21 protein-coding genes and 1 tRNA gene are annotated in these 24,428 nt (G+C 35.8%); 20 read left to right on the top strand and 2 right to left on the bottom strand.

Annotation, left to right across the window (positions count from 1 at the left end; all coding sequences use genetic code 11):
- Window positions 1-168: 168 nt before the first annotated feature.
- Together yihA and MR053_RS05735 are read right to left on the bottom strand one after the other, a co-directional pair.
- On the bottom strand, window positions 169-780 hold the full coding sequence (gene yihA / locus MR053_RS05730; RefSeq protein WP_242131476.1) for a ribosome biogenesis GTP-binding protein YihA/YsxC: 612 nt from the start codon (window positions 778-780) through the stop codon (window positions 169-171).
- Between the two features lie 87 nt (window positions 781-867).
- Complete coding sequence (locus tag MR053_RS05735; protein WP_242131477.1) at window positions 868-1,632, bottom strand: alpha/beta fold hydrolase; 765 nt, start codon at window positions 1,630-1,632, stop codon at window positions 868-870.
- A 294-nt stretch (window positions 1,633-1,926) separates the two neighbouring features.
- Here MR053_RS05735 and mraZ point away from each other — a divergent pair, with 294 nt between their 5' ends.
- The 20 genes from mraZ (at window position 1,927) to MR053_RS05835 (ending at window position 24,424) form a co-directional block, all read left to right on the top strand.
- The gene (gene mraZ, locus MR053_RS05740) at window positions 1,927-2,397 is read left to right on the top strand and encodes a division/cell wall cluster transcriptional repressor MraZ (RefSeq protein ID WP_223551120.1); all 471 of its coding nucleotides are present in this window, start codon (window positions 1,927-1,929) and stop codon (window positions 2,395-2,397) included.
- Window positions 2,384-3,280, top strand: coding sequence for a 16S rRNA (cytosine(1402)-N(4))-methyltransferase RsmH (gene rsmH / locus MR053_RS05745; RefSeq protein ID WP_242131790.1), 897 nt, complete (start codon window positions 2,384-2,386; stop codon window positions 3,278-3,280). Before mraZ ends, rsmH begins: the two co-directional genes overlap by 14 nt.
- Window positions 3,281-3,598: an FtsL-like putative cell division protein gene (locus MR053_RS05750; protein WP_223551123.1), complete on the top strand. Its 318-nt coding sequence runs from the start codon at window positions 3,281-3,283 to the stop codon at window positions 3,596-3,598.
- Window positions 3,599-3,661: 63 nt separating this feature from the next.
- The gene (locus MR053_RS05755) at window positions 3,662-5,623 is read left to right on the top strand and encodes a penicillin-binding protein (RefSeq protein ID WP_242131791.1); all 1,962 of its coding nucleotides are present in this window, start codon (window positions 3,662-3,664) and stop codon (window positions 5,621-5,623) included.
- Complete coding sequence (locus MR053_RS05760) at window positions 5,620-7,083, top strand: UDP-N-acetylmuramoyl-L-alanyl-D-glutamate--2,6-diaminopimelate ligase (RefSeq protein ID WP_242131478.1); 1,464 nt, start codon at window positions 5,620-5,622, stop codon at window positions 7,081-7,083. The genes MR053_RS05755 and MR053_RS05760 overlap by 4 nt, the downstream gene beginning before the upstream one ends.
- 87 nt (window positions 7,084-7,170) lie before the next feature.
- Window positions 7,171-8,412: a phospho-N-acetylmuramoyl-pentapeptide-transferase gene (mraY, locus tag MR053_RS05765; protein ID WP_242131479.1), complete on the top strand. Its 1,242-nt coding sequence runs from the start codon at window positions 7,171-7,173 to the stop codon at window positions 8,410-8,412.
- A 14-nt stretch (window positions 8,413-8,426) separates the two neighbouring features.
- Entirely contained in the window at window positions 8,427-9,761 is a 1,335-nt protein-coding gene (gene murD, locus MR053_RS05770) for a UDP-N-acetylmuramoyl-L-alanine--D-glutamate ligase (protein ID WP_242131480.1), read from the top strand.
- 15 nt (window positions 9,762-9,776) lie between these two features.
- On the top strand, window positions 9,777-10,970 hold the full coding sequence (locus tag MR053_RS05775; protein WP_242131481.1) for an FtsW/RodA/SpoVE family cell cycle protein: 1,194 nt from the start codon (window positions 9,777-9,779) through the stop codon (window positions 10,968-10,970).
- 46 nt (window positions 10,971-11,016) lie between these two features.
- Window positions 11,017-12,120, top strand: a complete 1,104-nt coding sequence (gene murG / locus MR053_RS05780) for an undecaprenyldiphospho-muramoylpentapeptide beta-N-acetylglucosaminyltransferase (RefSeq protein ID WP_242131482.1) — start codon at window positions 11,017-11,019, stop codon at window positions 12,118-12,120.
- On the top strand, window positions 12,120-13,472 hold the full coding sequence (murC, locus tag MR053_RS05785; protein ID WP_242131483.1) for a UDP-N-acetylmuramate--L-alanine ligase: 1,353 nt from the start codon (window positions 12,120-12,122) through the stop codon (window positions 13,470-13,472). The genes murG and murC overlap by 1 nt, the downstream gene beginning before the upstream one ends.
- A 16-nt stretch (window positions 13,473-13,488) precedes the next feature.
- Window positions 13,489-14,181, top strand: coding sequence for a cell division protein FtsQ/DivIB (locus tag MR053_RS05790; protein ID WP_317221556.1), 693 nt, complete (start codon window positions 13,489-13,491; stop codon window positions 14,179-14,181).
- 3 nt (window positions 14,182-14,184) lie between these two features.
- On the top strand, window positions 14,185-15,495 hold the full coding sequence (ftsA, locus tag MR053_RS05795; protein WP_242131485.1) for a cell division protein FtsA: 1,311 nt from the start codon (window positions 14,185-14,187) through the stop codon (window positions 15,493-15,495).
- 68 nt (window positions 15,496-15,563) lie between these two features.
- A complete protein-coding gene (ftsZ, locus tag MR053_RS05800) occupies window positions 15,564-17,531 on the top strand; it encodes a cell division protein FtsZ (protein WP_242131486.1) in 1,968 nt (655 codons plus the stop codon).
- A gap of 144 nt (window positions 17,532-17,675) precedes the next feature.
- Entirely contained in the window at window positions 17,676-18,125 is a 450-nt protein-coding gene (locus MR053_RS05805) for a GatB/YqeY domain-containing protein (protein WP_242131487.1), read from the top strand.
- Between the two features lie 10 nt (window positions 18,126-18,135).
- Window positions 18,136-18,209 (top strand) — tRNA-Arg (locus tag MR053_RS05810).
- A gap of 358 nt (window positions 18,210-18,567) precedes the next feature.
- A complete protein-coding gene (locus MR053_RS05815; RefSeq protein ID WP_242131488.1) occupies window positions 18,568-19,431 on the top strand; it encodes a helix-turn-helix domain-containing protein in 864 nt (287 codons plus the stop codon).
- 112 nt (window positions 19,432-19,543) lie between these two features.
- A complete protein-coding gene (locus MR053_RS05820; protein WP_242131489.1) occupies window positions 19,544-20,665 on the top strand; it encodes an acyl-CoA dehydrogenase family protein in 1,122 nt (373 codons plus the stop codon).
- Window positions 20,666-20,708: 43 nt separating this feature from the next.
- Window positions 20,709-21,431 (top strand): hypothetical protein, encoded by a 723-nt coding sequence (locus MR053_RS05825; protein WP_242131490.1) that lies wholly within the window; start codon window positions 20,709-20,711, stop codon window positions 21,429-21,431.
- Between the two features lie 3 nt (window positions 21,432-21,434).
- Window positions 21,435-22,049 (top strand): TIGR02453 family protein, encoded by a 615-nt coding sequence (locus MR053_RS05830; protein WP_242131491.1) that lies wholly within the window; start codon window positions 21,435-21,437, stop codon window positions 22,047-22,049.
- Entirely contained in the window at window positions 22,046-24,424 is a 2,379-nt protein-coding gene (locus MR053_RS05835) for an efflux RND transporter permease subunit (protein ID WP_242131492.1), read from the top strand. Before MR053_RS05830 ends, MR053_RS05835 begins: the two co-directional genes overlap by 4 nt.
- The last annotated feature ends 4 nt before the right edge of the window (window positions 24,425-24,428 follow it).

Genomic DNA, 24,428 nt, shown 5'->3' on the forward strand with positions numbered 1-24,428 from the left:
AAAATAGAAATAATGAATTATTAAGGCGTTACCTACTCAACGTTTTTTCTTTCAGAATTTGTTTTGTAAGAAATTCTTTTAAATTTTATGTCCTAGTAAGAAGCCCTCCAATGTCCATTCGATTCATTTTTAACACGACTATTTTGTAGCCTTATAATTGAATAGATATCAATTGAGGTTTGAAATCATATTTCCGTTTAATTCATCTATATAATTCAATACATCCTCTTTTCCCATGCTTTTAGAGGAAGAGGTAATAAAGTAGTTGGGTATAGTTTCCCAAGTTTCCAAAAGTACCGCTTTGTAATCTTCAACATGTCTTGTAATCGCATTAGACTTTAGTTTATCTGCTTTGGTAAATATGATGGAGAATGGAATGCCATTTTCACCTAGCCATTGCATAAACTCTAAATCAATGGGTTGGGGTTTATGCCGTATATCAACTAAAACAAAAGCAGTTACCAGTTGTTCCCGTAAGGCAAAATATTGGGTGATAAACTTTTGGAAGGTTTTCTTTGCTGATTTGGATACCCGGGCATATCCATAACCTGGTAAATCGACCAAATGCCAGTTTTTGTTGATTATAAAATGGTTTATAAGCTGTGTTTTTCCAGGTCTTCCAGATGTCTTGGCTAAACTTTTTCTACCTGTGAGCATGTTAATGAGAGACGATTTGCCTACATTGCTCCTGCCTATAAAAGCATATTCAGGCAACATGCTTTTAGGGCATTTGGCAACATTGGAGTTGCTCATTACAAATTCGGCAGATTTAATATGCATGGTGCTTTTGGTTCAAAGTTCAATGATTAAAATTTGAATTTGGATTTCTTCCATAGCCCATAGGCAATTATTAGTCTTTTGGCGTTACTAAAATCCTCGTTTCTGTAACCAAGCATTCATAATTTGGTTGAACTCATCGGGGTGTTCCATCATGGCTGCATGCCCACACTTATTTATCCAAAACAAATCAGAATCGGGTAATAGGTCATTAAATTCTCGAGCAACTTCGGGAGGGGTTACGTTGTCATTTTTTCCCCAAATAATGCATGTTGGGGTAGGCATATTGGGCAAATCTTTGGCCATATTATGGCGGATGGCACTTTTGGCAATAGCAAGGGTTTTTATAAGTTTATTTCGATCATTAACCGTTTCATAAACTTCGTCTACAATTTCTTTGGTAGCTACTGCAGGATCATAAAATACTTCTTGAGCTTTCTTTTTAATTACCTCGTAGTCGCTACGTTTAGTGTAACCTCCACCCATTGCACTTTCGTATAGTCCAGAACTTCCAGTAATAACAAGGGCTTTAACTTTTTCAGGATAGTGTTTGGTGTGGTACAACCCTATATGTCCGCCAAGTGAGTTGCCCAATAAAATAACTTCATCAAAACCTTTAAAGGTTATAAATTCATGTAAGTATTTGGCGAAACTTTTAACATTGGTTTTAAGTAAGGACATAGTGTAAATGGGAAGCTCAGGAATAATGACCTTATAGTTTTTTGTACTAAAAAAATCTAAGACAGAGCTAAAGTTACTCAAACCACCCATAAGCCCATGTAACACTATAATTGGAGTGCCTTCACCTGCTTCAATATAACTGTAATTTTTTTCCTTTTTTAAACGGTGCGTCATTAATCAGTTGGTCATTACATTAAAAACAAATATAGTTAAATCATTCATATTACAATCATTTTAATTCACTATCAAAGAATAATTGAAGTCGTCTAGATATTAACAAAGTTCAACTTTATCTAGATGTGTTCTTAACCTTTTGATTGTTAAGGGTAAAACTGTTTTTGGGTTGGAAAAATCGGTTTTAGGGTACATTTAAACGAAAATTTATCAACAAAGTGGAATAAAGTGGTAAAATGTGGTAAATTTTTCAATATATTTGAAACTTAAACACCAAAATTCCAACCAACTTAATTGGACTCATTAATAGGGACATACGAATGCAAAGTTGATGCTAAGGGGCGATTAATGATGCCTGCTGCACTAAAAAAGCAGCTCTCTCCTGTCTTGCAAGAAGGTTTTGTATTGCGACGTTCGGTGTTTCAAAAGTGTTTGGAATTGTACCCTATGCAAGAGTGGCAAAACCTAATGCAAAGGGTGAATAAACTTAATAGGTTTAAGAAAAAGAACAACGATTTTATCCGTCGTTTTACTGCTGGGGTTAAGATGGTTGAGGTCGATGTTAATGGTCGATTATTGATTCCAAAGGATTTGACGGTTTTTGCGAATATTTCAAAACATATTGTTGTGGCTTCGGCCATTAATATTGTTGAGATATGGGATAAAGATCTTTATGAGCAAGCCATAGGTGATGCTGCTTTGGATTTTGCCGATTTAGCTGAAGAGGTAATGGGACATGATGATGACGATTATGGAGTATCATAGCCCTGTATTGTTAAAGGAAACCGTGGATGGGTTGAATATTAAGGTAGATGGTATTTATGTGGATGTGACTTTTGGGGGAGGAGGACATAGTAAGGAAATATTAAATAGGTTGGGTGATGGGGGAAGGTTGTTTGCTTTTGATCAAGACCTGGATGCTCTTAAAAATAAAATCGACGACCCTCGTTTCACGCTAATTAATGAAAACTTTAGGTATGTTAGGCGCTTTTTGAGATTTTATGGAGTTAAGAAAGTTGATGGGATTTTAGCTGATTTTGGAGTGTCCTCCCATCAGTTCGATGTGGCTGAACGTGGATTTTCAACTCGTTTTGAGGCTGACTTGGATATGCGGATGAACCAAAAAAGTGAATTGTCGGCATATCATGTAGTCAATGATTATGACGAGGAGCGATTGAAAAATGTGTTTTTGCAATATGGGGAATTGCGAGCTGCTCCAGCCATGGCAAGGTTGATTGTTGGGTATAGAGAGCAAAACCCAATTGTTACTAGTAGTCAATTAAAACAGGTGCTTAAAAAGTTTTTGCCGCCCAGACATGAAAATAAAGTATTGGCGCAAATATATCAAGCTATTCGGATTGAAGTGAATCAGGAGATTGAAGTGCTAAAGGAGTTTTTGTTGCAGGCGTCTGATTTGCTGTGTGTTGGGGGGCGTTTAAGTTTGATTTCGTACCATTCTTTGGAAGATAGATTGGTAAAACGATTTATAAGAAATGGTATGTTTGAGGGTGAGCCTGAGCGTGATATTTATGGGAATTTTGAAGTACCGCTTAAAAAAGTTAATGGATTGATTGTACCATCCAAAGAAGAGATTGCATTGAACAATAGGGCAAGAAGTGCCAAGTTACGCATAGCTGAAAAGTTGTAAATGAAGAAAAAAGTATACGGCATATTAAAAGGAACATTTTTAGTGAGCGATGACTCCTTTAAAAATTGGAGGTTTATCATTTTTATATCGGTTTTGGCTATTGTAATGATTGCAAGCTCACACAGTGCCGATAAAAAAGTATATGAAATAGCGAGACTGAATAATGAGGTGAAAGAGTTGCGTTCCAGATTTTTGGATGGACGTTCAAGGTTCATGCGGCTTAAAATGGAATCGGCGGTGGCTTTAAAAATGAAAGAAAAAGGGCTGGAGCCTTCGGTGATTCCACCAAAAAAAATAAAAGTAAAATCTCAAAAGTAACTTATTGAATTGGCAGTTAACGAGAAAAGCATATTAAATCGATTGTATTTTGTAGCAGGGTGTATGTTCGTCTTCGGTTTGGCCGTGCTATTTAAATTGGTGGGTATCCAATTTTTTCATGGCGATAAATATAAAAACTTAGCTAAAGAACAGACGGTAAAAAATGTAACCATTCCAGCCAATCGTGGTAATGTGTATGCTGATGATGGCAGTTTGCTCGCAACATCTATTCCTAAATACAATATTGCTATAGATGCGGTAGTGTCCTCAGTAAAACTTTTTGAAGAGCATATAAAAGGCTTGTGCGATTCTTTGGCAAGTTATTCGGGAATATCTTCGGCACATTATGAAAAACTAATAAGAAAGGCAAGGGCTAATAGGAATCAGTACTTGTTATTGGTAAAGAACATTGGGTACTCCGATTATATCCGTATCAGGAATTTTCCATTGCTGAATAAGGGGGCGATACCAGGAGGTTTAATTGTAGAGCAAAATACCAAACGGGAGTTTCCTATGGGGGAAATTGCGCGAAGAACAATTGGGTATGAAAAGGAAGATGATTTTGGTTATGTAACCCGACCTGGTATTGATGGAGCATTTGGTGTAAAATATTTAAGGGGAACTGATGGTAAACGATTAAAGCAAAAAATAGGGAATGGGAAATGGAAACCTATAACCGATTCTAACCAAGTTGAGCCGAAAGATGGTTCTGACGTGTATACAACTATTAATGTCAATATACAGGATATAGCCCATCATGCCTTGTTGGAACAATTAGTGAAGTATAAAGCGGATCATGGTTGCGTAGTGGTAATGGAAACCAAAACAGGAGAAGTGAAGGCGATTTCCAATTTAGGAAGAAGCACTAGAGGAACTTATTATGAGCGTTTAAACTATGCGGTTGGTGAAAGTCACGAGCCTGGGTCAACATTTAAGCTTATGGCATTGGCAGCAGCGTTTGAAGATAAATTGGTTGATACCAGTGATGTGGTTGATACCGAAAAAGGTATTATATCATTTTATGGTAAAAAAGTAAGGGACTCCAAGCATGGCGGTTATGGAGAGATTACAGTGTCTAAAGCGTTTGAAGTATCTTCTAATACAGGTATTGTAAAGGTTATAGACAAAGCTTATAAAAATCAACCAAGCAAGTTTATAGATCGTTTATATGCTATGAATTTAAGGGATTCTCTTGCTATTCCGATTATAGGTGAAGGACAGCCTGTTATTCCCGATCCTAGGATAAAAAATGGACGATGGAGCGGTATTGCATTGCAATGGATGGCTTATGGATATGGCGTATCGTTTACACCTTTACAAACCTTAACATTTTATAATGCTATAGGGAATGACGGTGAAATGGTGAAACCTCAATTTTTAAAGGAGGTAAAAGAGTTTGATAAAGTAATAGACCCTTTTAAAAAAGAGGTAATAAATAAGCAAATATGTTCTAAGGAAACTATTGCTAAGCTTCAGCAATTACTTAAAAATGTAGTTAAGAAAGAGCATGGTACAGGTCATCGTTTGTATTCTGAAAATTTTTCCATGGCAGGAAAAACTGGAACTTGTCAAAAAGATTATAGAAATAAGGAAAAGCTTAATTATATCTCGTCATTTGTTGGATATTTTCCGGCAGAGAAACCTAAATATTCGTGTATTGTAGTCATTCACGAACCTGATAAAAGTGTTGGGTATTACGGAGCCGATGTATCGGGGCCTGTATTTAAAAAAATTGCTCAAAAAATATTTACAGACACACCGCTCATCGATGAGGTAAAATCCTTGGAAGTAAAAAATGCCTTAGTAGAGAACGAATACGAAAACTTTTATAAGATAGCGAAAACCTATAAAACGATTATGCCCAATGTAGTAGGGTTGCCAGCTATGGATGCCTTGGCGCTTCTGGAAAATATGCAGGTAAATGTGAATGTGAAATTGCAGGGTAACGGCGTGGTCAAACAGCAATCAACAAAAGAAGGAATTAAGTTAAGTAGCAACCAAACTATAGTGTTAACAGCGTCATGATGATACTAAAAGACATTTTATATAAAGTCTCTATAGATGCGGTAGTAGGTAGTACTAATGTTTCTGTTAGAGCTATGGTGTTTGATTCACGTATCGTAAAAAAAGGTGATGCTTTTGTTGCGCTTCGAGGTACCGCTGTTGATGGACATGATTATATTGAAAATGCCATAGCTCAAGGGGCTGATGCAATTGTTTGTGAGGTGTTGCCCCAAGAATTGATAAAAAATGTAACCTATATTGAGGTGAAAGACTCCAACAAGGCTTTGGCAATAATGGCATCAAATTTTTATGGAGCTCCTTCGGAAAATCTAAAATTGGTTGGTGTTACAGGAACCAATGGTAAAACTACAGTTGCCAGTTTGCTATATCAGTTATTTAATAAAGCGGGCTTTAAAGTGGGCTTACTGTCCACTGTGAAAATCATGGTAGATGACCGTGAGTTTAAAGCCACACATACTACGCCAGATTCTATTACCTTAAATAGGTATTTAAAAGAAATGAATGATGCTGGGGTGGAATTTTGTTTTATGGAAGTAAGTTCCCATGGAATTCATCAAAAGCGAATTGAAGGGTTGTGTTTTGAAGGTGGGATTTTTACCAATCTTACTCACGATCATTTGGATTACCATAACACTTTTGCCGAGTACCGAGATGTAAAAAAGCAGTTTTTTGATGGGTTGTCGTACAAGGCTTTTGCATTAGTAAATGTAGATGATAAGAATGGGCTTTTTATGCTACAAAATACTAAAGCAAGAAAGTTTACCTATGCCCTAAAAGGTTATGCTGACTACAAAGCCCAAATTTTGGAAAATCAATTAGGAGGTTTGCTACTTAAGTTAAATGATAATGAGTTGTGGACCAGACTTATAGGTAGTTTTAATGCATACAATGTTTTAGCTATTTATGCCACGGCAGAATTATTGGGACTTGAAAAGGTTGAGATACTAAGATTAATAAGCGAATTGGAAAGTGTGAGTGGGCGCTTTCAGTATTTAATTTCAGATGAAAAAATTACAGCCATTGTCGATTATGCCCATACACCCGATGCCTTAAAAAATGTTTTGGAGACTATTAATAGTATTCGAACTAAAAATGAAGAGTTAATCACGGTTATAGGTTGTGGTGGCGATCGTGATAAAACCAAACGTCCTAAAATGGGCAACATCGCTTCGACCTTGAGTACCAAAGTGATATTTACAAGCGATAATCCAAGAAATGAAGTCCCAGAAACTATTATTGAAGATATAGAAAGAGGTGTGGAGCCTCAGAATTTTAAAAAAGTTGTTTCGATAACCGATAGGAGACAGGCCATTAAAACTGCCTGTCAAATAGCGAATGCTAACGATATTATTTTAATAGCAGGTAAGGGGCATGAAACCTATCAGGAAATTAATGGCCAACGCTTTGATTTTGACGATTTTAAAATTGTAAAAGAATATTTGAAAGAATTACAAAAATAGATGTCATTCTGAATATCGCCTTGAACCTGATCATTTAAGTTTTGGAAATCAGTCGAAGGGTGATTAAAGAATCTCAAAAAACAACAGATGTTATATTACTTATTTGAATATTTAGAACAACAATTCCAATTTCCAGGGGCGTCCCTTTTTGGTTATATAACTTTTAGGGCAGCTTTTGCAATTATCTTATCACTGTTGATTTCTACAATCTATGGTAAACGAATTATACGGTTTCTATTAAAGAAACAAATGGGTGAAACTATTAGAGATTTGGGTTTAGAAGGACAGCAGGAGAAGGCGGGAACACCAACTATGGGTGGTGTCATCATTATTTTGGCAACTTTAGTACCTGTGTTATTGCTTGCTAAACTCGATAATATATATATCATTCTTTTGATAGTTACCACTCTTTGGATGGGGACTATTGGATTTGTAGACGATTATTTAAAAAAGTTTAAAAACGATAAGGAAGGTTTAAAAGGGAAGTTTAAGATTTTGGGGCAAGTTGGTTTGGGCTTAATTGTAGGATTAACCCTGTTTTTTAATCAGGATGTTACCATTAAGGAAAAACTTCCTGAAGCAAAACAACAAGAATTACTAGCAGAAAACCCCAACATTTCACATTCAAAATTATTTCAAGAGGAGGTAAAATCCACAAAAACCACAATACCTTTTGTGAAAGGTAATGAGTTTGATTATGCATCATTAATAACTTGGATTAATCCCGGTTTGAGAAAATATTCTTGGATCATTTTTATATTGATTGCTATTATTATTGTTACAGCAGTATCTAACGGTGCAAATCTTACCGATGGAATTGATGGTTTGGCAGCAGGAACTTCTGCTATTGTTGTCCTTACGCTAGGCATTTTTGCCTGGGTGTCTAGTAACATCATCTTTTCAGATTATCTCAATATCATGTATATACCTAGGGTCGAAGAAATAACCATTTATATCGCAGCTTTTGTTGGGGCCTTGATAGGTTTCTTATGGTACAATACATATCCGGCGCAAGTATTTATGGGCGATACAGGAAGTTTAACTATTGGGGGAATCATTGCTGTGATTGCTATTGCTGTTCGTAAGGAATGGTTGATTCCGGTGTTGTGTGGCATTTTTGTGGCCGAAAATTTATCGGTAGTCATGCAGGTGAGTTGGTTTAAATATACCAAAAGGAAGTATGGGGAAGGAAAACGCATTTTTAAAATGTCGCCATTACACCATCATTACCAAAAGTTAGGATATCATGAAAGTAAGATTGTAACAAGATTTTGGATCATAGGTATTTTACTTGCCATAATAAGTTTGGTGACGTTAAAAATTAGGTGAATCGAAAAGTATAAATGCAAAAACGATTGGTCATATTAGGAGGAGGTGAAAGTGGTATTGGGACAGCGCTTTTGGGTAAGGCAAAAGGATACGATGTTTTTGTTAGCGATAAAGGAAAAATAAAAGAAAATTATAAACAGGTTCTTATACATAATGAGATTGAATGGGAAGAAGGAAAACATTCTGAAACCAAAATCCTAAATGCGGATTTGGTAATGAAAAGCCCAGGAATACCTAATAAAGTAGAGATGGTAAGTAGGTTAACGGCAGCTAATATTCCTGTGATTTCCGAAATTGAATTTGCTTCAAAATTCACAAAAGCAACCCTTGTGGGAATCACTGGTAGCAATGGCAAAACCACTACGGCAACCTTAACACATTATTTGTTGAAACAAGAGCTAAATGTAGGATTAGCAGGTAATATTGGAGACAGCTTTGCGAAGCAGGTTTTTGAGCAAGATTATGAAAATTATGTGCTTGAGATCAGTAGTTTTCAGTTGGATGATATCGTTAATTTCAAGCCTAAAATTGCTGTAATTACAAATATTACACCAGATCATTTAGATCGATATGATTATAGGTTCGAAAATTACATTGCTTCAAAGTTTAGGATTGCTATGAACCAAACATCTGAAGATTATTTAATCTACGATGCCGATGATGAGGTGATAGCAAATCATTTAAAAAACTATCCGGTTCAATCCATATTATTACCATTTTCATTAACAAAAACTATTGATAATGGTGCGTATTACCAAAATAACCAAATAACAATAACAATAGATAACAATAAGATAATTATGCCAACAACAAACTTAACCTTAGAAGGGAAGCACAATATTAAAAATGCTATGGCGGCATCAACCGTTGCGCATTTATTAAAGATTAGAAAACAGACCATTCGTGAAAGCTTGGAAAACTTTCAAGGTGTTGAACATCGTCTAGAATATGTGTTAAAAATCAATAGGGTACAATATATAAACGATTCTAAAGCAACAAATGTTAATGCAACGTATTATGCCCTTGAAAGTATGGATTCACCAACCGTATGGATTGTTGGAGGCCAGGATAAGGGTAATAATTATACAGAGCTTTATCCGTTTATTAATGAAAAGGTAAAAGCAATTATTTGCTTGGGTATAGATAACACTAAATTAATTGAAGCTTTTAATGGTATGGTAGATATTATGGTGGAAACACAATTTATGAGTGAAGCTGTTAAAATTGCATACAAAATAGCTGAAGCTGGAGATAATGTATTGTTGTCACCAGCATGCGCCAGTTTTGATTTGTTTGAAAATTACGAGGATCGAGGGCGTCAGTTTAAAGAGGCAGTAAGAAATTTATAAAATCATTAATAGAAAGTGCAGCAACTTTTTAAAAACATAAAAGGAGATCGGTTAATTTGGGCAATTGTAGCATTGTTGGCTATTGTGTCCTTTTTACCCGTATATAGTGCTGCCAGTAATTTGGCTTACAAAGGAGGTGATGGAAACACCTTTGCTTTTTTTGTAAAACACTTCATGCATTTGTTTTTAGGTTTTGCCATTATGTACGGTGTGCATAAAATACCTTATCGGTATTTTAAAGGGTTGTCATTGGTCATGATTCCAGTGGTATTGGTGCTTTTAGGGGTAACAATGTTACAAGGTACAACCATTGCTGGGGCGAGTGCCAGTAGGTGGATTCAAATACCTTTTGTGGGGGTGTCGTTCCAAACTTCAACCTTTGCAGCAGTGGTTTTAATGGTTTATGTGTCACGGTATATGTCTAAAATAAAGGATAAACACGTTACGTTTAAAGAATCGATTATGCCATTGTGGCTACCCGTTTTTTTGGTATTGGTGCTTATTTTACCATCAAACTTTTCCACGGCAGCCATAATATTTTTAATGGTAACTATGTTGGTATTTATAGGGGGGTATCCGGTTCGTTATTTGGGGATTATTATGGGACTGGGAATAGTTGCTTTGACTATGTTTATCATGTTTGCGAAGCTTACTTCGGGTCCATTAAATGTTAAGGTAACAACCTGGGAGAACAGGATTAAAAATTATTCTAATGATGAAGATACTGAAGCCGATTATCAAATACAAAAAGCAAAAATTGCCATTGCTTCTGGAGGTATTAAAGGTGTGGGACCTGGAAAAAGCATTCAGAAAAACTTTTTACCACAGTCCTCATCCGATTTCATTTTTGCCATTATCATTGAAGAATATGGTTTGTTGGGAGGCTTTTTTATTATGATTCTGTATTTATGGTTGTTATTTAGAATTGTAATAGTTTCACAAAAGGCCGATACCGTTTTTGGTAAACTTTTAGTATTAGGTGTTGGATTGCCTATTGTGTTTCAGGCATTAATTAATATGGCGGTAGCTGTTGAATTGTTTCCGGTAACAGGACAAACCTTGCCTTTAGTTAGTAGTGGAGGAACTTCTATTTGGATGACCTGCTTGGCAATTGGGGTTATTTTGAGTGTAAGTGCTCATAGGCAGGAGATTATACAGCAAGAAAGTATAGAGGAAAATCCATTGGAAATTCTATCGGAAACAATTTAAGATATAAGTACATAAATTAGAAAGTATTTAAAGTGAAAGTGGATTAGTGACAAAGGAAAAAACATATAGAATTATTCTTTCAGGAGGTGGTACAGGAGGACATATCTATCCTGCTATTGCTATTGCTAATGAATTAAAGTATCGTTACCCAAATGCCACATTTTTGTTTGTTGGGGCTAAAGATAGAATGGAGATGGAAAAAGTACCACAAGCAGGTTATGAGATAAGAGGATTGTGGATTTCGGGTATCCAACGGCAACTGACCTTAAAGAATCTTATGTTCCCGTTTAAGTTGCTAAGCAGTTTGTGGAAATCGAGACAGATTGTAAGTGCATTTAAACCAGATGTGGTTATAGGTACTGGAGGTTTTGCTAGTGGACCTTTGTTGTATGTGGCCTCGTCAAAACACATTCCTAGTTTGATTCAGGAACAGAATTCTTACCCAGGTATTACTAACAAACTTTTAGCTAAAAAGGTTCGGAAAATTTGTGTGGCCTATGATGGATTGGAACGATTTTTTCCTGCAGATAAAATCATTAAAACAGGTAATCCAGTAAGAAAAGGGCTTTTGAATATAGAAATCAAAACGCTGGAAGCAAAGGCCTTTTTCAATTTAAAACATGGTAAGAACACTTTGTTAGTCTTGGGTGGAAGTTTGGGAGCTAGGCGTATAAATGAATTGATTGAACAAAAGCTTGATTTTTTAGACACTCAGAACCTCCAAATTATTTGGCAGTGCGGAAAATTGTATTATCAACAGTACAAAATATATAACAATACCAATGGTGTACAGGTGTATGAGTTTTTAAATAATATGGATATGGCTTATGCTGCTGCCGATGTTATTATTTCCCGAGCTGGAGCAAGTTCGGTGTCCGAACTGTGTATAGTTGGTAAGCCGGTAATATTTATTCCATCACCCAATGTGGCAGAAGACCATCAAACTAAAAATGCCATGGCCATAGTTAATGAAGATGCGGCTATGATGATAAAAGAAGAAGATTTGGAAGTGGATTTCGAAAATAAATTCAGTCAGTTGTTGGCGTCACCCGAAAAGCAAAATCAACTTAGTAAAAACATTCAAAGAATGGCTTACGTAAATGCAACTACACGCATTGCAGATGAAGTAGAAAAATTGTTGAAAGAATAATGGATTTTAAAAGCATATATAACGTGTATTTTATTGGTATTGGTGGTATAGGCATGAGTGCTTTGGCGCGTTATTTTGTGGCCAATAATAAGCGTGTTGCTGGATACGATAAAACACGAACTGAAATAACAGATGGCTTAATGGCATTAGGTGTCGAAATTCATTTTGAAGATGGAGTTAAAAATATAAATGAGTCTTTTTTAAATAAGGACAGCACTTTGGTAATTTACACACCGGCTATGCCAGTAGAGCATAATGAGTTAAATTATTTTGTAAATAATAATTTCAAGGTTTTTAAGCGCTCAAAAGTATTAGGGTTGATTACCGAAAACACATTTTGCTTGGCCGTAGCTGGAACCCATGGAAAAACCACCACGACCAGTATTTTAGGTCATTTGTTATACGAATGTAATAAACCTATAACAGCTTTTCTGGGTGGTATTAGTGAAAATTATAATTCTAACTTTATTAGTAATGGAACCGAAGTTACCGTAGTTGAAGCTGATGAGTTTGATCGTTCGTTTTTAACTTTAAAGCCAGACATGGCCTGCATAACCTCAATGGATGCTGATCATTTGGATGTTTACGGTGAAGCTGAAGCACTGAAAGACTCTTTTATGGATTTTGCTAAATGCCTAAAGCCTAATGGAAAGTTGTTTATTAAAAACGGATTGTCCATACAAGGTATAACCTATGGTATTGAAGATGAATCAGACTATAGTGTCCAAAATATTAAGATAGAAAAAGGAACCTATGTTTTTAATGTTAAGACACCAAAAAAGGTTCTAGAAAATTTAAAATTTAACCTACCAGGTAGACATAATTTGTCAAATGCATTAATAGCCTTGGCGATGGCTGTAGAGTATGGTTGCCCTCACCAGCAGCTCGTCAAGGCTTTAGCATCTTACAAAGGGGTAAAGCGCCGTTTTACTTACCATATTAAAACTGACGATTTTGTTTTTATAGACGATTATGCTCATCACCCACAAGAAATTAATGCTGTACATCAGGCAGTAAGGGAAATGTATCCTGGAAAGAAGGTGTTGGCTGTATTTCAACCGCATTTATATAGTAGAACACGTGATTTTGTGGAAGATTTTGCTGAAAGCTTGTCTAAGTTTGATGCTGTGATATTATTAGATATTTATCCTGCAAGAGAATTACCCATCGAAGGTGTAACATCGGCATGGTTACTAGGAAAAATAGATTTAAAAAATAAGCAATTGGTAAGCAAAGAGGAGTTGATATCCAGAATTCGCGAAAGTCAAGCCAATGTTGTTTTAACACTTGGAGCGGGAGACATAGGAGAAGAAGTGAAACATATTAAAAAAGAATTTAGTATTGCGAGTTAATTGGAATTTTATAAAAATGTTGTTGCTGTTAAGTACAGTAGTGTTTCTTTTTGCATTTGCCACAGCAAGGAATACGGCTAGAAAAGTATCACAGCCAAATGTAAAGTTTTTAGGAGAGAATAATCTATTTATAACTAATCAAACTGTTAGTAAATTGTTAATACAAAATCGGCAAGGGGTTACAAATATGCTTAAAGAAACTTTAGATTTGAATGAATTAGAACAATCTCTGAATTCTAACCCAATGATTAAGTCGGCAGAAGTCTATGTGTCTGTAAATGGTACTCTTAATGCCGATATTGAGCAAAAAAAGCCATTAGCAAGGGTAAGTACAAATGGATCATATTACATTGATGATGAAGGTTTGTTTATGCCACTATCGAGTAATTATTCGGCAAGAGTACCTTTGGTAACAGGTCATGTTGAAAAAAACAACTTAAAAAGCATATATAAAATAGCCAAAAAAGTTAGTTCAGATGAGTTTTTAAAAAAGAGTGTGATAGAAATTCACCAAAACAGCAAAGGCGAGATTTTTTTAAGATTAAGGCGTTGCGATTTTGTGGTAAAACTAGGGACAATTGAGTTTTTAGATAAAAAAATTAATAACCTAAAAGTGTTTTATAAAAAGAATCTAAAGGAAAATACACTTAACAGGTATAGTAAAGTTAATTTACAATTTGATAATCAAGTGGTCTGTACCAAAATATAAAACATGGAACAAAATTTAGCAGTAGGTTTAGACATAGGTACCACAAAAATAGTGGCCATGATTGGTCGTAAAAATGAGTACGGTAAAGTTGAGATTTTAGGCATTGGAAAATCTAAAAGCTTAGGGGTTCATCGTGGTGTTGTAAATAATATTACACAAACCATTCAGTCTATACAACAAGCCGTTCAAGAAGCTGAAGTTTCAGCCGATATGAAAATTGACGGTGTTACCGTAGGTATAGCAGGACAACATATTCGTAGTTTACAGCATAGCGATTATATAACAAGACCCAATTCAGAAAATGTAATAGACGATAATGATATTGACAGACTTATAAACCAGGTTCATAAACTGGTTATGCTCCCGGGAGAGGAAATCATCCATGTACTTCCTCAAGAGTATAAAGTTGATGGTCAAGGTGAAATAAAAGAACCTATTGGGATGTATGGTGGTCGTTTGGAAGCGAATTTTCATGTGGTAGTAGGTCAAGTGTCTTCCATAAGAAACATTGGTCGTTGTGTACAAAGTTCAGGATTGAGTTTAGAAGGCATCACATTAGAACCCTTGGCTTCAGCAAATGCGGTATTGAGTCAGGAAGAAAAAGAGGCAGGAGTAGCATTGATTGATATTGGAGGAGGAACCACCGATCTTGCCATTTTTAGAGATGGCATTATTAGGCATACAGCTGTAATTCCTTTTGGAGGTAACGTTATTACCGAAGATATTAAGGAAGGGTGCTCTATTATAGAAAAGCAGGCTGAATTATTGAAAATAAAATTTGGGTCGGCATGGCCAGGAGAAAACAAGGATAATGAAATTGTATCTATACCAGGGTTACGAGGTCGTGAGCCCAAGGAAATTACCCTTAAAAACCTATCAAAAATAATCCATGCACGTGTGGTAGAGATTATTGAACAGGTTTATGTCGAAATTAAAAATTATGGTCACGAAGAACAAAAAAAGAAGTTAATAGCAGGAATCGTACTAACGGGAGGTGGTAGTCAATTAAAACATTTGAAACAGCTTGTGGAATATATCACAGGTATGGATACTCGAATAGGATACCCTAACGAACATCTTGCAGGAGATAGTGATGAAGATATAACCAGTCCGTTGTATGCTACAGCGGTAGGATTGGTTTTGGACGGGTTGAAACGTCAGGAAAGAAGAAAAAAAGAAGCTATAGAAGCTGAAGTACAGGGAAGTAATCTTGTTGATGAAATAGAATCACAGGAGCCTCCTGTAAAACAACGGCGTTCATTTTTAGATAAATTAACCGAGCGTGTTAAGGATTTTTTAGATAACGCCGAATAGAATAAAAATAATCCATTGATAAAATAATAAGTTAAAAATTAAGTATAAATACCAGTAAACTAGAATTTATGAGCAGCAAGAAAGAATTCGAAAGCATTGCATTTGATTTACCCAAAAACCAATCAAATGTCATTAAAGTTATTGGTGTTGGCGGTGGTGGTAGTAATGCTATAAACCACATGTTCCAACAAGGAATTAAAGGTGTAGATTTTTACATTTGTAATACCGATGCCCAAGCACTTCAAAACAGCGGAGTTCCTAACAAGATCCAATTAGGGGTACACCTTACTGAAGGCTTAGGTGCGGGTGCAAATCCAGAAATTGGTGAGCAATCTGCCGTAGAAAGTTTTGAGGAAATCTCACGCATGTTGGATACCAACACTAAAATGGTATTTATCACTGCTGGAATGGGTGGTGGTACTGGTACAGGAGCTGCGCCGATTATAGCTAAAATGGCTAAGGATTTAGATATTTTAACGGTTGGTATTGTAACGATGCCTTTCCAGTTTGAAGGTAAAATGCGTTTGGAGCAATCGCAAAAAGGCATCGAAAAATTAAGGGATGTAGTCGATTCACTAATAGTTATCAACAATAACAAACTTCGTGAAGTGTATGGTAATCTTGGTTTTAAAGCAGGGTTCTCCAAAGCGGACGAGGTGTTGTCTACTGCTGCTCGTGGTATAGCTGAAGTAATCACACATCACTACACCCAAAACATTGATTTACGTGATGCTAAAACAGTATTGAGCAATAGTGGCACTGCTATTATGGGATCTGCAATGGCTTCAGGCCAAAACCGAGCCCAAGAAGCTATAAGGAAAGCCTTAGATTCACCCTTGCTTAACGACAATAAAATTACAGGAGCTAAAAATGTATTGTTGCTTATTGTTTCTGGTTCACATGAAATCACCATTGATGAAATTGGAGAAATTAATGATCATATTCAAGATGAAGCTGGTCATGGAGCGAATATTATCATGGGGGTAGGTGAAGATGAATCCTTAGAAGAGTCTATTGCAGTGACCATTATAGCTACTGGGTTTAATGTAGAACAACAAGATGAAATATCAAATACCGAAACAAAAAAAGTAATTCATTCTCTTGAAGAAGAGCATGATTTATTGGCTAAGGATAGAGATCCCGTAATTATTACTCCAGTAATAGAAATGGAAGAAAAGAATGCCAAGAAAGAACCACCAATAGTAAGGCACACCTTGGACTTAGAAGATGAGAATGTCGAGGTTAAACAAACCAAACAAAAGCTCGAAAATCAACAGTCGAAGAAAATAACCATTTCAAATGATTGTGATATTAATCTAATACCTACTTCAGAATTCATTAAGAATATTGATGTTGAGTGTGAAGAAGTATTTGCAAAGGTTCACGAAGAAGACGATTTTATCATAAAACCGGTAACTGTTGTTTCTAAACAAAAAGAGGATATAGTTGAGGAAGAGCAGCAAATTACATTAACCTTTGATTTGCCATTAACCTCTGACAATAATGTTGAAGAAGACCCCCTTGAGCCACTAGTTAATGAAAAGGTGAAAAAGATTCCAGTGAAAGACTATATTGAACTTATTACGGTTACAGAAGCCAATGAAGATGGTGAAGTGCGTTATGCCTTAGATGATTATATTGAGTTGGAATCTGCTATGAACAATATGAAGAAAAAAGAAACTGTAGATAAAATAGATGAGGATATTGTTTTCGAAAAGAAAGTTATTGTAGAGGATACAGTTGAAGAAGAGGTAACTACAGATGAGGTTGACCCAATAAATATGCCTATATCCCAGTTGCTAAAAGAACGTGCCGAAGAGCGTAAACGTAAAATGAAAGACTTTAATTATAAGTTTAACAATGCGAAGATAGATGACATTGAAAAAGTGCCTGCTTATAAACGCCAAGGGGTAGATTTAAGTGAAGTGAAGCACTCTTCGGAAATAGATATGTCCAGAACCAGTATTGGTTTGGATGATAATGATGATATTCAATTAAGAAGTAATAATTCCTTTTTACACGATAATGTTGATTAAGGTATAAAAGTCTACTGACCTTACTTAGTTATGAACCCGAAAAGCTTTCTCACCTTTTTGGGTTTTTTTATGATTTACATAGAGTAATTTCATTATTTTTGCATGCCCATAAGGTGATGAATTGTAACCAATACGTTTAAAACAATGAGTTTACAACAAGATGTAATGACAGCATTAAAAGATGCGATGAAATCTAAAGATCAGACGGCCTTAACAGCTCTAAGGGCAGTTAAATCGGCTATTTTATTGGTGCAGACTGAAAGTGGTGCTAAAGCCGAGCTAACAGAAGAGCAAGAGCTTAAAATCCTTCAAAAGCAAGTAAAGCAACGTAAGGATAGTGCAGCTGTTTATATAGAGCAAGGGCGTCAGGATTTGGCTGCTCCAGAGCTTGCCGAGGCAGAAATCATAGCTCGGTTTTTACCCGATGCTTTAAGTGAAGAAGAGATAGAAAAAGTGGTGGTGGCAACTATTGCAAATGTTGGTGCACAGGGTATGAAAGACATGGGTAAGGTTATGGGTATTGTAAGTAAGGAGTTAGCAGGTAAGGCAGATGGTAAAACCATATCTACTATTGTAAAAGCTAAATTAACTTAGTAAAATAAATGGCCACGTAGCTCAGCTGAATAGAGCACTGGATTTCGGCTCCAGCGGTCGGGGGTTTGAATCCCTCCGTGGTCACATATAAATTGTTTAATAAGAAAAAAACGCTCAAATAATCTTGAGCGTTTTTTTTGGATTACTTCCAAAGTGGAATTATGAAAAAAAAGAGAATCGAATTAATTCCTGAAGCCAAGTGTATAAGTTTAGGGTTTTCTAGAATTTGTAAGTAAAGCTTCTATTTGTAATGTAGAGCTTTGTTAGATATATAATCCTTATTGATTTAATTTTATTATTCTTAAAACATAAATATTTTTTATGTATTTCGGCTTAGCTATATGAAATAAAGGGTTTTATATTTATTTTGTATATCATACCCATTCTCTTTAAAAAATTTTATAATTACCTTAGCATGAAAGGGAAATAAAATGAATTTCTTATGATTTATGACTTTTATACGACAATGAAGAGTGATATCTTCTTTAATAAATTTGAAGTCGGAAACCTATTGTTTGTTGAGTATAAATGTCCCCTTGAACAGGATACGGTAGAAATATGGTCGCAATACGATTATATAATTTACATATTGAGTGGAGAAAAAACATGGAGTACAAAGGAGTCGAACTGGCTGGTCAAGAAAGGTGAAGCCATATATGTTAAAAAAGGAGCTTCAGTAATCAAACAAAATTTAAAGGAGGATTTTTGTATGATTGGTGTTTTTTTTTCAGACGATATCATAAAGTTTAGTCTAAAGGATGAAATAAAAAACATTCCGATTAGGAATATTGAGGGAGCCACCTCCTTTATTATAGACCGAATTAATCTGAATATTGAAATCGAAACTTTTTTTCAATCCTTATTGGGGTATTTTTACGATACCAACAAACCGCTAAATAGTTTACTTCAGTTAAAGGCTAAAGAACTTATCTTAAGTTTGGTTACAAGTAATGATAATTTGAAGATTGCTTCATATTTAAAAAATACGACACTGAACAACTTACCGTCACTACCTAATATTATGGAAGCCAATTTTCATTACAATTTGAGTTTAGATCAATTGGCAAAACTTTGTCATAGAAGTAAGTCCAGTTTTAAGCGTGATTTTAAAAATCATTATAATATTAGTCCAGGGAAATGGATTATAGAAAGACGTCTAAAAAAGGCTGCTGAACTCCTAAAATATAATCCAGATACGATTTCTCAAATTGCTTATGATTGTGGGTTTGAAAGTGTAGCACATTTTAGCAGAACATTTAAATCGCAATACGGTAAAACACCATCTTCTTATAGAAAACTAGACTAAAGAACTTCAAAGAGCGAGTCTGGGCTTCTCAGTCAAAACATTGAGCTTTTTTGAATAATACAAACTCTATTTGTTCTATTCCTTTGCATTGAAACTAATAAACAGTTTAATCATGCTTAAGGAAAAAACAGCTATTTCATGGGTTGCATTAACCGAGAAATTAGCAACAAAGTTTAAGGAAAGAGCTAAAATGCATGACGAAAATGGAGGCTTCGTTTATGATAACTACGAAACCTTAAAAAAACACCATTATTTTTCTGCGATGATTCCCAAATCATTAGGAGGCCAAGGCGTAAGCTACAAGTACATGTGTGAATGCTTAAAAATAATAGGCAAATCATGTGGTTCTACGGCGTTGGCTTTGTCCATGCACCAGCATTTGATTGCGGCTAGCATGTGGAAATATTATATGGATGGATCTAATGAAGTGCTGTTGAAAAATGTAGCCAAACATGAACTTGTACTTATTAGCACAGGAGCAAGGGATTGGCTGAGCTCTAATGGGGATCTTAAAAAGACCCAAGGCGGTTATCTATTTACAGCTAAGAAACATTTTGCCAGTCAGTCTGCCGCAGGTGATTTAGTAATTACCAGTGGTATTTTTAAGGATGAAAATAGGAGTAGTTTGGTTTTGCACTTTGGGGTGCCTGCAAATTCCATCGGGGTCACTATTTTGGATGATTGGCATGTTATGGGAATGCGTTCCACTGGATCACAAACCATTGTTTTTGACAATGTATTCATTCCAGATTCTGCTATTTCATTAGAAAGACCTCAAGGTGAATACCATGGTGTTTGGAATGTTGTTATACCAGTAGCCATGCCACTTATAATGTCCGCATATGTGGGCATTGCTGAGGGTGCCTTTCATGAAGCCTTTAGCATAGGGAAAAATTATTCAAGAAACCATAAGCATCTTACTTATATCGTGGGTAAAGCCTATAACGCTTACTTAATGGCATTGACCCAATGGCAACATATGGTGCAATTGACTGGAGATCTACAATTTACACCAAGTAGTAGAACAACTACCGATATTCTAAGCCTAAAAACTAATGTTACAGAGGCTTGTATATCTACAGTTGACCAATGCATGGATATGATCGGGGGACAAAGTTTCTATAAATCCCATATTATTGAAAGGATGTTTAGGGATGTTCAAGCTGGAAACTTTCACCCTTTGCCCAAATGGGATCAATATGACTTTACTGGGCGTCAATTGCTTAGCGATTAAAGGGATAAATAGAAAGATAATATAAACTTTAAAAACAATAATTATGGAACTCATTAAAATAATTTCAATTGTAATAAGTCTTTTAGCGGCTGCTGTATTTACGCTTACAATTTGGAACGGGATAAAAAAATCTAATTTAGACATAGCATTAAGAACATCTTATAAAAAGCTATTACTTATTAGTATAGGTTTTTGGGTTGTAACAATTTACATTTTAACCTTAACGGAAACTTTTGCATATAACCTTGAAGATGCATTTCCCAAATTCTTGATTGGTCTATTTGTGCCAGTAGTTGGCGTATTACTTTTGTTTAAAAGCAGTGACTTTAGAACAATACTTAATGCTATGTCTTTTAAGGATCTAGCATTGGGACAAACATGGCGGGTTTTAGGGTCAATCTTCTTCTTAGTGGCTATATGGGGCATAGGGCCTAAAGCATTTATGGCTTCGGGGTATGGTGATGCCGCAACAGGTATTATCGCTATACTGACCTTGGTTTCCCTCTTAAGAAGTAGCAAATGGTCAAAACCTGGGTTATGGCTGTTAACGGTAGTAGGTACCACCGATTTATTGATGGTGCTCTTCATTTTGTTATCTCACTATCCTATTTGGTTCGATAGTATACCAAACACGGCTATGGCAGGTTCTTTTCCTATGATGCTAATTATTGGAATAGCGGCTCCAATAGCCCTACTGCTACACATTTTTACATTACGAAAATTGGTGTTGAAAAAATCAATTCAAACAGACGCTTTAAAATCATAAAAAATGGAAGCAGAAAAAAAATATTTTACCAGGGCTTATATATCATTCTTTGAAGCATTAGAAAGAAATAATAATCGCGAATGGTTTGTGCTAAACGAATCCAAATATGAGCATGATGTGAATGAGCCATTTAATCGACTTGTCGAAGATGTATTGGAAACCGTTAAATCTGAAGATTCATCGATTAATATTCAAGTGAGTGATGCAGTATTCAGGATTCAAAAGGATATGAGATTCAATAAAGATGGTAATCCTTATAAATTATTTAAGTCGGCATTGATTAGTGCTAAAGGAAGAAAACATAGGGAAGTACCAGGGTTTTATATCGAAATAGGAGCCAAGTATATCAAAATTGCTATGGGATGTTTCAAACTCTCACCAACTCAAATGAAGAAGATTGAATATCACATGAATCAGATTAACGTTTTTACAGAAAATGCCCGATTCAAAAGCACCTTTGGTGAGTTAATCCGAGGAGGGAATAGTGCAGTATTTCAAACCATTATACCTGTTCATATAATAGACAATGTGGGATTAAATCAACTCTTACTAACGTATTGGCAAATGTCAAAACCAGTGATAGATACTTTTAAAACAATATTAAATGGTCAACTATGAATACGATTAAAAAAATAAAAAATTCAACAAACCAATTTGCCATTAACTGGGCAAGATTTGTGATTAAAAACAAATGGTATGTTTTCGTTTCAGCGGTACTGTTAACAATCGCTTTAGGGCTACAAGGCGCTATGAAATTTGATGGTGATTACCATGTGTTCTTTAGTAAATCCAATCCTGAACTCGAAGCCTTTGATGCTTTACAGGATAAGTACACCAAGGATGATAATGTTATATTGGTGTTATCACCAAAGAACAAAAATGTCTTTACACAAGAGAATTTAACCGCCATTGAGGAATTGACCGAGGAGGCTTGGAATACACCCTATTCATCTAGAGTCGATGCTATTACCAATTTTCAACATACCAAAGCAGAGAATGACGATCTATATGTCGACGATTTGTTATACGATTCCGGTAATAAGAGTGACTCTGAAATGGAGGCCATTAGGGGTATTGCGTTAACCGAACCCATGTTGGTCAATAGGATTATTAATGAAGAGGGGAGTGTAACTGCGGTTAACATAACAGTTCGACTCCCAGGGGAAGATAGTGCCCTAGAAGTGCCTGAAGTGATGAATTACGTTAGGGAAATGGTTGATAAGTTTCGGGAAAAATATCCTCAATTCGAAATCCATACCTCAGGTATGGTGCCTTTAACCACGGCTTTTTTTGAGGCTTCTATGAAGGATATGGCTCTTACGGGTATTATGCTGCTTATTGTTATTTTAACCACCTTTATTCTAACACGAAGTTTTCAAAGCACCTTAGCTACCCTCTTAGTGGTGCTGTTTTCCATGATCAGTGCGGTCGGTTTTGTAGGCATTATAGGTGTAAAATTAACACCGCCCTCGTCCGTGTTCCCTACCATGATTTTAACCTTGGCGGTTGCTGATAGCATCCATATATTAATTACCATGCTTCAGAAAATTAGAAAGGAGGGTATGGATAAATACGGTGCTTTAATTGAATCGATGCGATTAAATTTTATGCCGGTTTTCATAACCAGTCTAACAACGGTTATTGGCTTCTTGACTATGAATTTTGGCGATGTGCCACCATTTTGGGACTTAGGTAATATAGTAGCATTTGGTATGACTATGGCCTTCTTGTACTCGACAACAGCCTTACCAGCACTTATGGCAATTCTTCCATTTAAGAGGGTTGATAAGAAAGTTTCTAGCAAGACTTCTAGGTTTAATTTTGACTGGTATACTGGATTTTCAAGTTTGGTAATTAAACAGCCCATTACAGTTACTGTTATTTCCTTAGCAATTATTGTTGGATTGACTTATTTATCGACCAAAAATAGCTTTAATGACGAGTTTATCAATTATTTTGATCAAACCGTTCAATTTAGATCTGATACCGATTATATAAGTGACAACTTAACGGGGGTTTATAACGTAGAGTATTCCATCGGTAGTGGTGAGAGTGGCGGTATAAATAACCCAAACTATTTAAATAAGCTAAACGAATTTGAGAATTGGCTATACGAACAACCTGAAGTTATTCATGTAAATGCCTTTAGTGAAGTAGCTCGACGCATTAATAGATCAATGCATGGGGATGATGAGGCGTACTATAAGATTCCGAATTCACGCGAGGAAGCTGCGCAGTATTTACTGCTTTATGAATTATCCTTACCATTTGGGTTGGATTTAAACAACCAGATTAATGTGGATAAATCTGAGTCTAGAGTTACCGTTACTGTTAAAAATTTGGACAGCCCAAGTATGATTGCGTTTGCCAAAAGGGGCGAGGATTGGTTAAGGAACAATGCTCCTGAATATATGCATGCCATCGGAGTAAGCCCAATGCTCATGTTTTCTAAACTCGGATTCAGACAAGCGGATAGCATGTTTACAGGAAACATTATAGCACTTGTATTAATTTCTTTGGTGCTTATGTTGGCCTTAAGGAATTTTAAATTAGGCCTGTTAAGTTTAGTGCCAAATGTGGCGCCTGTATTGGTCGGTTTTGGAATCTGGGCATTATACAAGGCACAAATCAATACTGGAATGGTCATAGTATTTGGTATGACACTGGGTATCATCGTAGACGATACGGTACACTTCATGAGTAAATTCCTGAGAGCCAGAAGAGAGTATGGCTATAGTCCACATCGAGCTGTAGAATATGCCTTTCAAACAGTAGGCAAGGCCTTGGTTACGACAACCATAGTGTTATTATCTGGTTTTGCGGTCCTTTCAACTTCCTCCTTTGCACTAAATAGCTATATGGCCAGAATTACGGTAGTTATTATAATAGCAGCACTAATCATAGACTTCGTGTTACTGCCTGCCGTGTTAATATTATCAAGCCCAATAAAAAAAGCTAAGAGAAAGTATACCTCAATATTATTTTATAGATAACAAT

The sequence above is a fragment of the Aestuariivivens marinum genome, from assembly GCF_022662175.1.
Taxonomy (GTDB): Bacteria; Bacteroidota; Bacteroidia; order Flavobacteriales; family Flavobacteriaceae; genus Aestuariivivens; species Aestuariivivens marinum.

Excerpts from the sequence above, each read along its gene's own strand:
- yihA (WP_242131476.1), bottom strand. The coding sequence starts at position 780 with ATGCATATTAAATCTGCCGAATTTGTAATGAGCAACTCCAATGTTGCC.
- MR053_RS05735 (WP_242131477.1), bottom strand. The coding sequence starts at position 1,632 with ATGACGCACCGTTTAAAAAAGGAAAAAAATTACAGTTATATTGAAGCA.
- rsmH (WP_242131790.1), top strand. The coding sequence starts at position 2,384 with ATGGAGTATCATAGCCCTGTATTGTTAAAGGAAACCGTGGATGGGTTG.
- MR053_RS05750 (WP_223551123.1), top strand. The coding sequence starts at position 3,281 with ATGAAGAAAAAAGTATACGGCATATTAAAAGGAACATTTTTAGTGAGC.
- MR053_RS05755 (WP_242131791.1), top strand. The coding sequence starts at position 3,662 with ATGTTCGTCTTCGGTTTGGCCGTGCTATTTAAATTGGTGGGTATCCAA.
- MR053_RS05760 (WP_242131478.1), top strand. The coding sequence starts at position 5,620 with ATGATGATACTAAAAGACATTTTATATAAAGTCTCTATAGATGCGGTA.
- mraY (WP_242131479.1), top strand. The coding sequence starts at position 7,171 with ATGTTATATTACTTATTTGAATATTTAGAACAACAATTCCAATTTCCA.
- murD (WP_242131480.1), top strand. The coding sequence starts at position 8,427 with ATGCAAAAACGATTGGTCATATTAGGAGGAGGTGAAAGTGGTATTGGG.
- murC (WP_242131483.1), top strand. The coding sequence starts at position 12,120 with ATGGATTTTAAAAGCATATATAACGTGTATTTTATTGGTATTGGTGGT.
- MR053_RS05790 (WP_317221556.1), top strand. The coding sequence starts at position 13,489 with ATGTTGTTGCTGTTAAGTACAGTAGTGTTTCTTTTTGCATTTGCCACA.
- ftsA (WP_242131485.1), top strand. The coding sequence starts at position 14,185 with ATGGAACAAAATTTAGCAGTAGGTTTAGACATAGGTACCACAAAAATA.
- ftsZ (WP_242131486.1), top strand. The coding sequence starts at position 15,564 with ATGAGCAGCAAGAAAGAATTCGAAAGCATTGCATTTGATTTACCCAAA.
- MR053_RS05805 (WP_242131487.1), top strand. The coding sequence starts at position 17,676 with ATGAGTTTACAACAAGATGTAATGACAGCATTAAAAGATGCGATGAAA.
- MR053_RS05815 (WP_242131488.1), top strand. The coding sequence starts at position 18,568 with ATGATTTATGACTTTTATACGACAATGAAGAGTGATATCTTCTTTAAT.
- MR053_RS05820 (WP_242131489.1), top strand. The coding sequence starts at position 19,544 with ATGCTTAAGGAAAAAACAGCTATTTCATGGGTTGCATTAACCGAGAAA.
- MR053_RS05825 (WP_242131490.1), top strand. The coding sequence starts at position 20,709 with ATGGAACTCATTAAAATAATTTCAATTGTAATAAGTCTTTTAGCGGCT.
- MR053_RS05830 (WP_242131491.1), top strand. The coding sequence starts at position 21,435 with ATGGAAGCAGAAAAAAAATATTTTACCAGGGCTTATATATCATTCTTT.
- MR053_RS05835 (WP_242131492.1), top strand. The coding sequence starts at position 22,046 with ATGAATACGATTAAAAAAATAAAAAATTCAACAAACCAATTTGCCATT.